Origin of the sequence: Microcoleus sp. B13-B6, from assembly GCF_036705405.1 — a bacterium.
GTDB lineage: Bacteria > Cyanobacteriota > Cyanobacteriia > Cyanobacteriales > Microcoleaceae > Microcoleus.
The window spans coordinates 13,955-27,363 of the sequence record NZ_JAUBUJ010000112.1 but is presented as its reverse complement, the minus strand read 5'-3'; the positions used below and the strand labels follow the sequence as shown (position 1 = coordinate 27,363).

The following is a 13,409-nucleotide window of genomic DNA, read 5'->3' as shown; positions in this document are numbered from 1 at the left end:
ACTAATTTTGTCACCCAAAAACAATTTTAATAAACCCGCCCCCACCCAACCAACAACCCCAAATAACATCAATTTATGGTTAAATTCAATTAATTATTAATATTTGGGTGGGGTGGGGGCGGGTTTTACGATTCGTCGTTGGGTGTCATATATTTCGGTGAACCCGCCCCTACAGGATGGTGATATTATAATCTATTGTTGATGAATATACGAGCATAATATCTACTAACAAAACCATGAAATCAACACACAAAAAAAACCGCTTTTTCCTCACCTTTCTCTCATTCACCACCTTAGCAATGTGGGAATTAGGACTTTTCTTCCCATCCCAAACAGCCACAGCCCAAATTACCCCCGCAACCGACGGAACCAATACTCAAATTACTCCCAGCGGCAACCAATTCAACATCAACGGCGGCCAACAATCCGGCGACGGTGCAAATCTATTTCACAGTTTCCAAGAATTTGGTTTAACTCAAGGACAAACTGCTAATTTTATATCAAACCCCAATATCCGCAATATTTTAGGGCGAGTTGTCGGCGGCGATGCTTCGCTGATTAACGGATTAATTCAAATAACTGGCGGCAATTCCAATTTATTTTTAATGAATCCGGCGGGCATTGTATTTGGTGCAAATGCCAGTTTGAACGTGCCTGCTGCTTTCACTGCGACTACTGCGACGGGCATCGGTTTTGGCAATAACTGGTTTAGTGCGACTGGTACAAATAATTATACTCAATTAGTCGGAAATCCGAATACTTTTGCTTTTACAAATACACAACCGGGAGGAATTGTCAATTTAGGCAATTTGGCTGTGGGACAAGGGCAAAATTTAACTTTATTGGGCGGCACGGTTTTGAGTACGGGACAACTTTCTGCACCGGGAGGAAATATTACTGTTGCGGCTGTACCGGGGGAGAGTTTAGTCAGAATTAGTCAACCGGGAAATCTGTTGAGTTTGGAGATTCAGCCGCAATCTGTCGCGGGGAGTTTGCCTCAAAATTGGGTGTTGCCGGTTGCATCTTTGCCGCAGTTGTTGACTGGTGGCGGAGGAAGTGCAACGGGGGTGACAGTCAACGCTGGAGGGCAAATAGAATTAACTGGTTCTGGTTTGCAGGTAGAGAATGGAGATGTCGCTGCTAAAGAAGTAAGTGCGGAGACTGCAACGCTGTCAGCTAATCGCAATTTGACATTAGTTGAAAGTCTGTTGCGTACAACTGGCGATTTGAATTTGCTGGCTAACAATACAGTGCGAGTGCGCGATAGTGTGGCAAATCCGTTTGTGGCGAATGCTGGCGGTAATCTCTACATTCAGGGAAATCAAAGTATCGATATTTTGGCGCTGAATCATCTTTTGCAAACGCCTTTTGTCAGCGGCGGAAATTTGACTTTAGTGAGTGATGGCATCATATCTACAGATGCTCACTTTCGCAGTGGCAATAATATGTCAATTCTCGATTTTTCGGGCCAACCTGCTAATTTTATCAGTTTATATGATCCAATATTTACGCAGCCCAATGACTATATCTCTGGGGGATATACGGGGGCTTCCCTCAAGGTAGATACAACTTCGGGTACTGGAAATATTACTTTTAATGGAGATATAAGTATTACGAGTCCAGACACAACTATTACTAGCGGTGCTCCAGGCACCGATGAATTTATTCTGCGTACTTCGCAAGCAGTAATTTTGCGATCTGGCGGCAAGATTCAAACAAGAGGGATTGATACTTATATCTCTGTAACCAAGAACGCAGGGCCTGTAATTATGCAAGCTATAGGTGACATTATTATTTCGGGAACTTATATAGGTCCATCTATCAAAATAGATACGACTTCGGGTACGGGAAATATTATTTTTAATGGCAATATAACAATTACCTCTACCGCTACAGCTTATGGTAGCCCTCCTACGGGTTATGAATTGATTTGGGGCGGTTCTAGATCGGTAAGTTTGCAATCTGGCGGCAACATTCAAACAGGATATTTTGCGGCTTATAGTCCTACTTTAAATAATACAGTCCCTATAATTATGCAAGCCACAGGCAACATTCAAACAGGAAGTATTAATACAGGTCAGACAATGGATGATAGTAGTGGTATAATATCTTTAACTGCTGGAGGCAACATCCTTACAGGTGCACTTTCTACTGGAGTTAGTTTGGGCACTGGCAGTGTCAACAAGGGCGGCGATATTACTTTGAATGCAGGTGGCACTATTACGACTGGCGATCTCAATGTAAAGGCGAATCAAAACGGCGGGCAGATAGCACTTACGAGTGGCGGTTCAATCGATATCGGAACGATCGATACAACGGGCGATAGCGCTGCGGGAAATATTACCATTCAAGCTAACAGCGGCATCACAACAGCGACAACAGGAATTATCGCGGGTACTTCTAGTAACGGCAATGGCAGCAACGTTACTTTATCTACTACTAATGGAAATATTAATATTGGTAGCGTAAATACTTTTGGTATATTGCAGGGGGGAAATATTAATATTACCAACACTAAGGGCGATATCATTACAAGTCAGTTGCAAAGTTCCTTGTTCACTTCAACTAACAGAGGTGGCGCAATTAATCTCAGTGCGGGCGGCAATATTACTACTAATAGCATTGGTTCATCTGCCTTGCAAAATAGTGGGGCAATAACGTTGATAGGTGATAAGAGCCTTAGCTTAAAAGGGAGTGTTAATTCCGATTCTCGTAATGGTGTTAGTGGTAATATAACTATGGAGGCTGGTAATGGAATTAATCTTATTGGGAATAGCATCAGCGCTGGTGGCCCTCAAGGCCCAACGGGTGGGAATGTTACCCTCAAGACTACCAATGGTGACATTATAATTTCTCCAGGTCAGATCGATACAATTGGTAATACTCCTGGTAATATTTTTCTTTCAAGTGGAGGTGCGATCTCTATTGGATCGGCAAACTCAGTAGCTGGCTCCATAGATGCCCGATCTGACAGCAAGGGTACTGGCGGTAATGTAACCATTTTGGCTAATGGCGATATTAATCTTCTAAGCATTTCAGGCGTGTACATACCAGGTGATACTGGCGGCGGTAATATTAGCCTCACTAGCATGAATGGTAAAATTAGCACAGGCATTCTCAATACCGAAGCTAATATTAGTGGCAATGCTGGCAATATCAACCTCCAAGCTAAGAATGGCATAGAAACACCAAGTGAAATACCAGGATATAGCTTAGATTTATTATCGACTCGTTCTCCTAATGGGAATGGTGGCAACATTACTCTATCTACGATTAACGGTAATATTCAAATAGGTAATGTCAATTCTGGCGGAAAATTGCAGGGTGGAAGTGTTAATATTACCGCCAGCACTGGCAACATTACTACTCGTGGTATTCAAGCCAGTGGTACTCAAGACGGCGGCTCAATCACGTTTAAAAGCGGCGGGGCGATCGACACTACGGCAGGAATCATCAATGCGATCGGCGGCAACAACGGCGGCAATATTTCCCTCGAAGCCGCAACCAACATCAGTACGGCAGGAATTGGTAGCGCTTTATTGTTAAGTGGCTTCAACGCCAATAGCGGCAATCTTCGCATTCAAAGCGGCGGTAATATCGACACAACTGCCGGCCCAATTATTACCGCTGCGGCAAATGGTAAGGGCGGAGATATCACCATAAATGCTCAAGGAACTGTTTCGACATCTGATATTAATTCCCGCACCTTCGCTCCCAGTATTACTGTGACTGGTGGCAATATTGATGTCAAGGCAAATGACTCTATTACTGCCAGTGGCAAGATCGAAACCAACCGCAATAATATTACTTTTAACGCTCCGGTAACATTAGGTGATAACCTGTCGGTTAAAATTTTAGAAACGGGCGATATTACTTTTCAGTCTACAGTTGACGGGCCTTACAGTCTGACTGTTCAACCCGATGCCGGAAGTGTTGACTTTGGTGGTGCTGTGGGCAGTGTTGCTCCCCTCAACAGCGTCAATATTCAAGATGATATCCCCGAAAGTCCCGCTGCAATTAACATTATTACTACAAATAATATTACCACCAAAAATATTACCTCACCCGCCGGAATTTCTTTGTTTAGTGAGAACGGAGAAATCACAACCCAAAATCTCGATGCGACTTCCCCTAACACGGGCGGCAATATCGATTTGAATGCTGGAACTAATATTACTGCGGGCGATATCAATACCTCGTCTGCTGGTAATGGCGGCAGTATCTTGCTCGACGCTACCGGAAGTATTACTGTTGGTAAAATTGACTCTTCGGCGCAGGGGAATGCAGGGAATGTCACGGCTTATAACCGCAGCACTTCTGGCAATATTACTGTGAGTCAAATTGATGCTCAGAGTCAGGGCAGCGGTATCGGCGGAAATGTGGAGATTCTGATGGGAATGTTTTTTCGATCGCTCAATTCCTTCACAGACAGAAACGGCATCAATGCTAGCATTTCTACGGCTGGAAGTCCTGGAGATAGCAGCGGCGGTACTATAATTATCCGCCACGGAGGCGCAGGATTAACGCCGTTTATTGTCGGTGATTCTGCCATAAATGGAACGGCGGGTGCAATTACTAGGGGAAATTCTAATCCTATTCAAACAATTTTGCCCGATCGCGAATATCTCTATACTCACAAACAGGATGCCGATCGCATTCAAATTATTTCCGTACCGCCGCCAATAGTTGCACCCACGCCAGCAGCTACTCCCACACCCGCACCCACACCAGCAGCTACTCCAACACCCGCACCCACACCAGCAGCTACTCCAACACCCGCACCCACAGCCGCAGCTACTCCAACACCCGCACCCACAGCCGCAGCTACTCCAACACCCGCACCCACAGCCGCAGCTACTCCAAGGCCCGCACCCACACCCGCAGCTACTCCAACGCCCGCACCGACACCCGCAGCTACTCCAACGCCCGCACCGACACCAGCAGCTACTCCAACGCCTGCACCCACAGCCGCAGCTACTCCAGCGCCTTCCCCAACACCGACTCCAGCGCCCGCACCCACACCCCCACCGCAACTCCCACCACGTTTACCCCTCGCACCTTCGGCAACACCGGAAAGCTCGATCGCACCTGCCCCAACACCGGAAAGCTCGATCGCACCTTCCCCAATTCGCCAAATATTTATCCCACCTGCCCCAATTCCCCAAACTTCGATCGCACCTTCGGCAACACCCGATCCGATACCTGGTTTTCCCATCGACTTCCAACTACCTCAATTGCCCGATTCATTCGTACTGCCACCCCGCGCGCGCCCCACACAGCCCTCAACACCCACAACCCCAAACGCTGCTGCCCGCATAGCTTCGAGGCCTACCCTTCCCTCTGTTTCCCAAATCAACTCCTCCCTCGCCACTCAACCTGCGATCGCCCTTCCACCTTCAAACCCACCAAATCCCTCGCCCACAGCCCCTCTTGCCTCCGTAACCCAGCCTCTAACTCAGATTCAGCCAGCACCTGCAAGTGCGATCGTACCCGCGCCTGTAAGTGCGATCGTACCCGCGCCTGCACCCGTCCCCGCACCCGCTGTCAGCCCCAGCCAAACTCCCCAACAAAATTTAGCTTTTTTAATTGGCGATTTATTGGGTGCTGAAACTTCTTTCGAGCTAAATCCTGAAACTGGAAATACCAGAGTTGGCTTCCAACTAGACAATAATCGACAAATATCGATCGACATACCGCCCGTTGTTGAAACACCCAATCTTACCTTTATCCCAGCTTCAGAAAACCCTCCCGAAAACCCGCCGCAGCTTGGCGCTTCTTCCACCGAACAACCCGACGGATACATAGTCTTAAATCCCCCTCCCGCCGAGACGCCTCTTCCAGAACAACCTGCTGAAAACCCTACTAATTGGTTGGTAAATATTCCCCAAATCTCTCTGCCGCAAATAGAATCACCTCCCGTTAATCCAGTACCCGCACCAACACCAGCACCAGCAACAACTCCAGCGCCCGCACCAACACCAGCCCCAACTCCAACTCCTGCCCCCGCACCAGCGCCAATTCCCGCACCAGCGCCAATTCCCCCTCCGATCGCAGAAAATCCCTTACCCGCAGATATCCCAAATCTCTTTCCCTCACAAATTAGCAGATCGCTCGTCGAACAAACTTTAGACCAAGGCAATGCTAATGATGCTGTTGCCCTAATTGACCAACTCTTTGAACAAGACTACGAAAATTATTATGGGGAAAATTTCACCGATAAAAAAATCAACGTTCAATATCTGAGAGAAACTCTCAAAACAATTAAGGAGGAAACCGGGAAGCAAGCTGTAATTGTTTACGCGATCGTCCGGCTCAAAGAAGTGTCGCTAGTGTTAGTAGTTCCCGACGGGCCTCCTATTCTCAAACAAGCGCCGGTTAACAGCAAAACACTGCTAAAAACTGTGAATCTTTTTCAGGGCTATTTGGCACAGCCACAAAGTTCCCAAGATACAGCATATTTGGAAAACGCGCAGCAACTTTATCAATGGTTAATTGCACCAATATCTAAAGAATTGGAATCGTTAAATATCGATACGCTAATTTTTTCATTCGATGCAGGTTTGCGCCAACTGCCACTATCCGCTTTGCACGACGGCAAGCAATTTCTAGTAGAAAAGTACAGCCTCGGCTCAATTCCCAGTGTCAGCCTGAGTAACACAAAGTATCAAAGTTTGAAAAACGCTCAAGTTTTAGCAATGGGTGCTTCAGAGTTTCCACACACCAAGAAAGAGCGTTTGGCTGCGGTGCCGATCGAATTATCTGCGATCGCCGGGAGGAGAACAGAAACGCAAAATCAAGCAGCATTTCCCTTGTGGCAAGGCCGCTCTTTTCTCAATCAAGAATTTACCCTAGAAAACCTGAGAAAACAGCGAGAACAACAGGCATTTGGAATCGTTCACTTAGCTACTCACGCCAGTTTTCCTCAAGGCGAAAATGGAAGAAAAGAAGCTGAGATTGATTTGTGGGACAGCTCTTTGGCGCTGGATGAATTTAGGTTGGCGAAGTGGTACGATCGCCGACAAGTAGAATTATTAGTGCTGAGTGCGTGCCAAACTGCGATCGGCGACAATACAGCAGAAATGGGATTTGCTGGACTGGCCGTCCGCAGCGGTGTCAAATCAGCGGTAGCGAGTTTGTGGAAAGTTAATGATATCGGCACTTTGGCGTTGATGACCGAGTTTTATGGCAATTTGCGTTCAGCGCCAATTAAAGCTGAAGCCCTCAGAAAAGCTCAACTGGCAATGATCCACAAACAAATTGTAGTAAAAGACGGTCAATTGCGGGGAACTCAAGGCGCGATCGACATTAATCAAGCCACACAAGTAGCAAATGCAGATTTCTCTCACCCGAACTTTTGGGCCGGATTCACAATAATTGGCAGTCCTTGGTAATAGGCGATATTTGTAGGGAAACGGCACGGCGCCATGTCGGGTGCGATATCTGTAGGCAAACAACACGGCCCAGTGTCCGGCGTCCAGAGTATCCCTGACAATCAAGCATCCAGGATACCCGCCACGTGATTCATCCGTCCAGAAATAAAAAACCTGTATCCGATAAAGGAGCCCCCGAATTTATCTCGCGCAAGTCAATGCTTCAATTCTAAAATCTAAAATCTAAAATCTAAAATCTAAAATCGATTGACTACTATCTTTTTATGTCATAAATTTGCTATGAATAGCAAAACTAAACACTAGCGGGGCAAAACCTGTGGGCAAGTTTGATAAAATATTCAATTCAGAAGACCAATCCGAAGCAAGCTTGACTTTAGAAGAATCCGTAGCAGCGGTAGCACTTGTCGCAGCCGAGGCAAATTCCCCTGATACGGATGCTGATATCTTAGAAAGCATACTTTGGGAATCAGAAATATTTGCTGAATACTCGGAAGATGATATGTCAGCAATGTTTCAAAGACTCGCAGGTATTGTCGCCCAAGACGGTTTAGGAGCATTATTTAATACTGCTTGGGAATCTATGCCAGATGAGTTAGTTTTGGATACTTTTGCCATAACCGCAGCAATGTTTGTCGCAGATGGCGAAATATCTCAGAAGCACCAGGCTTTTCTTCAGGAATTCCAGCAAGCATTAGGTGTGGAAGACGAGGAAGCAGCAGAAATTATTGAGGATGTAACTGCTGCTTACTCGGAAGTGGAGGGCGAAGAGTCTGATTTCGATGCGGCATGGTACGTATCTCCTGAAGGCAATTTTAGCGTTCCCATTCCAGTTGACCAGGAACGAGGCGGTAAAATGGATGAGCAAGAAGGCTGTGTCGCATTTTCAGACGACTTTGGCGTTTTGCTGAAAATTGATTATTTCCCTGTTGCTGGTGAAGTTGAAGAAACAATCGAGTCGGTTGGCGAGGAAGGTTATCTCAAGTCTTTTCTCGACAATTTTGTTTCTCAGGCAATTCTTGCTAATGTTCCCAATTCTAAGTTACTCCACGCGGAATATTTAGAAGATGAAGAAGCTTATTTCGTGGTTTTAGATTTGCCGGCGGGTGCAACTATCAGCGTGCAAGAAAACGATGGCCCTCTGACTCGGTTGGATGCTTACCGGGGACTTATGGCTTTTATTGCTGACGATTTTTGCTACACGGTAAGCTGTCAGCGCATTTATCAGGAGGGGGATGAATTGGGTTCCCTGGAGTCTGAAGTTGAGGGAATTATGAACAAGATTTTTGACTTTATTGAGACAATCGAATTCGGGCCGATCGAATAAAGAGGACTTATACCTTTTTCGATTAAAGAATTGGGACTGGTGCGATCGATTGACCGTAAGAACCCGGCCGGGGCGGGTTTTTGAGATTGTCAATTATTGGCGGGTATTGTTGGTGAACCCGCCCCTACCATATTAATGGTAATTGATAGGACATGATATTACAGGTTTTTTTGCAATAAAATAGTGCGATCGACAACAGGGTTTTTTGACCAATTCTCGATCGCACTTCCAGATACATTCAGTCAACCACAGTCGAGAGGCAGCAGCAATTAGCCGCCATTTTCGACTAATTAGTAGTCTGAGCTTCCACCAATCTTTGCTTGAGTTCTTCCAGAGCACTCGCCCAGCGCGGATCTGGCTGCACCGAGCCGGAATCAGCGCTCGACACCGTTGTTGCTGACTGATTGCGGCGAGACTTGTTGTTGTCACCCCGACGGCGATTGCTTTTGCTGGAACCGCCTCCACCTTGACTAGGGGGAGCCGACGAGCGTTGCTGTTGCTGTGGCGCAGGCACAGGCATAGGGACAGACGCCGATGCCGACACCAACTGCGGTGACTGCGGCGACTGCTGCTGATCGTCTTCGCCCTTCTCAGATTTACCCTTAGAGCGGGGCAATGCCTTCTCTATTTTCAGCGGGTTTTCTTTGAACATCAAGCCGTTATATTTCTCAATAACTTGGTCGGCTTGTTCGTCGGTTAGCACCGTCACAAAACCGAATCCTCTGCATTTTCCAGTTTTGCGGTCTGTAATTACCTTGGTGGTAACAGATTCGCCCTCCGGTGCAAAAACTTCTTGCAATTCTTGGCGATCGAGTTCCTTCGGTAGATTGCCAACATAAAGACGAATAGACATGAAAAATTCCTCCCGACTTGGATTTTAATTAATTTGCTCGAACAGAATTACCTGAACTCAACTGAATATTGACTTCAGGCAAACACCACATAACCCGAAAATTGGCGCATTCCTCCCACCAACCTTGACAGCTCCCCCACCTTTTAGAACAAAAAGATGATTTACTCTGATAAGGCCGGAACTTAACCGCCGATGCAGAGAGCTTTTAAATCTCAGGTTGTTGTGTAAACTTTTAGTCATCACTCAAATGTTTAGGCTATTGGCTATTCTGTATTACTTGCTTCCGGTTTTGATTCAGAATGTTTATAGCCAGCGCCGTCTAGAAATTTATGTCCAAGGATGTGTCAATTGCAAGCGATCGGAATGCCAATATTCAGTTTAATACAGTGATGGATAAAATGGCTAACATTTTTTCAGCCAGTAATCTTACCTCGCTCCTCATCTCGCTCCTAATGCTGAGAACTACTCACTTACCCGCTATCCCTTAAATCAGGCCCGGCAGAGTCCGAGCATTCTTTAAAGGTATCACAGCCTTGGTAACAGAGCTAGTTATTTAGGAAGATTTCAGTCTGAATTTAACGGAAACCACATCTGAATCACTTTTGAGAATTCATCCGGCACAGCAAAAATAGCGATCGAAAAAAAACAGCCGACAAGCGGCTGGCTGTACTTGCTGTGTTGGGATGTTGACAATTTTTACGCAATGCCTTAAGGGATTTTAGCCAACTGAAGTTATCGCGCTATTTGGTTCAATCCAATTCATGTAAACTAATGTAACAGGCTGCGGGCAAAAAAGCAACTTTTCTTTACGAAGGAAGTTCGGCAACGGATTTTGTAACGGATGTAACGGATGTAACGGATGTAACGGATAGACTGTAGGGTGCGTAGGGAGAAACTCCAGAATCCGATCGCCAATCCCCTGTTTAACTCAACACCGATCGAGGCTGCGCGTTGAGATCGATTCACCTGAGATGTTGCACCATTCTCAATAAGCTTTTTATGAACAGGCAAGATGCCTGTTCCACAAAGAGTGAATTTTCTTGTGGAACAGGCATCTTGCCTGTTCCTGAGAAAGGTGCAAGATGTGAGATTCACCCCACAATCGGACAACTATTCCTCACCTTGGGCCCTGGATAATGATGTATGCGCCCCAAAAAGCAGCAGCAAAGGCCAAAACCGCAGACCAAATCGGATGTCCGCTGTCACTAACCCTCCCTCCTTGACTGCGGAGACTTTCAAGGTCGATCGCCACAGTAGCACCCCGGCGCAGCCAACCAGTCGCCACAACAGATGTTCCGATCAAATCGCTAGGGCGAGTAGTCTCTTTGAACAAAAATGGCCACAAAGAGCCAATGTAGCCAAACCTCGAAACATAGTGCAACCTCACCAACCCTGTCGCCGTTTGCAAAATCAAATCTTGTCCCAGCCAATTACTCATACCCGATCGACCCAAAAGTTGCCCTTCCAGCCGCACTGGTTCAGCATCCAGCGGCAAACTTTCGGGATTTGACAAAATTTCCGGCAAACTCGGCGAAGCGGTTTCTCGCGGTATAATATCCGGGAAGAAATAATTGATCCGCATCAAAGTACCGATGCTAAATCCGATCGGCAAACAGCCCCAAAGAATAGATCGATCGCCCCAAAGCCAATCCAACTGCCAAATACTCGTCCTCGAAAAAATCCCCCCAATCAGCCAAAGCACCCCGACTATCGCCAAACTCATCGGAATCCCAAAAAACGGCGCACCCTGTAAAAATAGTTTTGAGTCTTTAAATTCGAGTATTGACTTAAACACAGACAATTTTCCTTTCCGGGGCTGTTCTGGCACTCCCGCGTTTGCCAAATCTAACTCTGTCTCCAGTTGCCAGAATTGAGCATAAAGAGCCAACAGCTTCAAACGCTCTCCCAGCAAAGGATGCGCGCGATTAACCGTCAACCAATTGCGCTCCTGATTGCTGACATCCCACAGCAAAATCTGTTCTAGCGGCGCGTGTAATGCAGCAGAACCAAGGGTTACAGCTTGTCCAACACCTACGGGTAACAATAGATCGAAACTTTCGAGGAAAAAGCTAGTTTGTTTTTGCTGTTCGATATTATCAGCAATGCCGATCGCAATTTTACCCAGTGCCCGCGTCAAACCGTTAGGATTACCCGTAATTTCCGCAGCAGTGCGATCGCTAAAATACACTCTGCGGCGCGACAGCCACAACATCGGCCAGCGCAACAACTTATAAATCCCATAACTGGTAGCAGAAATTGCAGCGGCCACAAATTTGACAGCAGAACGCAAAAACTCGATCGTCATTAAATCACACAACCGCTCTTGCCAGTGCGCCACCTGCCAATAAATCAGGTAAGGAATCTGAATCACCAGCAGCGCCAGCGACATCGGCGCAAAATCCCAGTGAGATATATGGCCCAACTCCCGCGCGAAAATAGTGGCAATTTCATCATCCGTCAACTGTTCCAATAGCCCCCGACTCACAGCAATCCGAGCAAAACGGGGCAAACAGCCGTAACTGAAAGCTACAGGAACATTCAGCGGCAAGAGTTTCAGCACCGGCATCGGCATATTTTGCTTCGTACAATAACTTCGCAGTACCCGGCTAGCTTCCTTGCTGTGCTTGGATAAAACTGACCCGCGCAGGGTTTCGATGCCGCAAAACAGTTTCAGCAGCGCGTCTATCAGCCACGGAGAGGAGGCCAAAAGCAATCCAAAAACCATCTGAACAAACGGAGTTGGATCGCGGTAAAAAAGCTGAATCGGCGCGAAAATAGGCAGTCTACTGAATATGTAAAGCTGAACCAACAGAGAATTAGTGTTTGTCAGCAAGAATTGCAGGACAAACCGGGCTAGAAAAAATAGGGCGATCGCACTTGCAACGGCTTCCACCCTAAACTCCAGCAACTTCAGCGGTTTGAGCGGGCGCGGGCTTTTCGCGCGCCCTGCTTCGCGCCAAGTGAGTTGGTAAGTATCTGGGCTGGCGACTCCGGGAATATCTGTTGGGGAACCGGAACTATTTTCACCGCTAATTTCTGCGGTATCCGGTGCAGTTTCTGTAGGGGCGGTGCCCCCGTGCCCGCCCTCTGATGTCGGGCCCCCGTGCCCGCCCTCTGATGTCGGGCCCCCGTGCCCGCCCTCTGATGTCGGGCCCCCGTGCCCGCCCTCTGATGTCGGGCGAATCGGCGGTGTGGGGGGTGGATGTGGCAGGGAAATCGGTTGCGATTTGGCGTTTTCAGGCTCTAAAGCAGGCTCTAAAGGTAAAAATCCTGTTTTTTTATCTGCGGTCGGTCGTAGCGAAGCGGGGCGTAAGCCATCGCCCTCAATCGATTTTTTCGCCGATTTTGTTCCTGCATCAAAGGCGACAAAGCCTGTTTCGGGGGGAGTTTCTGCGGATTTTGGTTTATTTGCCGGTGGTTTTGGGGGGCGAGGGGGGGTTAATTCTGTTAAAGCGCGATCGGCCCAAGTTTTGACTTGAGAGTTGGGACTTTTGGCGAGGGAAGAGCACAGGGCGATCGCCTTTTTGACATTACCGGTTGCTTTGTACGCAGCCACTAATCCCATCTGCGCGCGGATTCCCGACGACTGATTGGCGGCGGTTTGGGTAACGGATTCTAAAAGGGCGATCGCCCGATCGTAATCCCGCGCTTTCAAAGCAGCTAAACCAGCCTCTAGAGCTTGTTTTGCAGATAAATCCGCCGAATTTTGATGGTTTGGAGATGCCATAACAGTGATTGCACTAGCGCCTTGTCTAAGATAGCTTGGGCGATCGATAGATTACGGTTTTAACACAGAAATTAGGACACGGCAGTGCCGTGTCCCTACAATATTATTTTGGGG

Annotated in this window: 4 protein-coding genes; 2 read left to right on the top strand and 2 right to left on the bottom strand. The window is 47.2% G+C overall.

Annotated features, from left to right (window positions below):
* Window positions 1–299: 299 nt before the first annotated feature.
* Together QUB35_RS33185 and QUB35_RS33180 are read left to right on the top strand one after the other, a co-directional pair.
* Complete coding sequence (locus tag QUB35_RS33185; protein WP_445252039.1) at window positions 300–7,391, top strand: CHAT domain-containing protein; 7,092 nt, start codon at window positions 300–302, stop codon at window positions 7,389–7,391.
* 316 nt (window positions 7,392–7,707) lie between these two features.
* A complete protein-coding gene (locus QUB35_RS33180) occupies window positions 7,708–8,715 on the top strand; it encodes a tellurite resistance TerB family protein (RefSeq protein ID WP_333146349.1) in 1,008 nt (335 codons plus the stop codon).
* 286 nt (window positions 8,716–9,001) lie between these two features.
* Here the strand turns inward: QUB35_RS33180 and QUB35_RS33175 are convergent, their stop codons facing one another.
* Together QUB35_RS33175 and QUB35_RS33170 are read right to left on the bottom strand one after the other, a co-directional pair.
* The gene (locus QUB35_RS33175) at window positions 9,002–9,568 is read right to left on the bottom strand and encodes an RNA-binding protein (protein ID WP_333146347.1); all 567 of its coding nucleotides are present in this window, start codon (window positions 9,566–9,568) and stop codon (window positions 9,002–9,004) included.
* A gap of 1,117 nt (window positions 9,569–10,685) precedes the next feature.
* Window positions 10,686–13,295, bottom strand: a complete 2,610-nt coding sequence (locus QUB35_RS33170; protein ID WP_333146345.1) for a M48 family metalloprotease — start codon at window positions 13,293–13,295, stop codon at window positions 10,686–10,688.
* Between the last annotated feature and the right edge of the window lie 114 nt (window positions 13,296–13,409).

What these genes read in the sequence shown, in the direction of transcription:
- QUB35_RS33170 (WP_333146345.1), bottom strand. Translation starts at nt 13,295, where the DNA reads ATGGCATCTCCAAACCATCAAAATTCGGCGGATTTATCTGCAAAACAA.
- QUB35_RS33175 (WP_333146347.1), bottom strand. Translation starts at nt 9,568, where the DNA reads ATGTCTATTCGTCTTTATGTTGGCAATCTACCGAAGGAACTCGATCGC.
- QUB35_RS33185 (WP_445252039.1), top strand. Translation starts at nt 300, where the DNA reads ATGTGGGAATTAGGACTTTTCTTCCCATCCCAAACAGCCACAGCCCAA.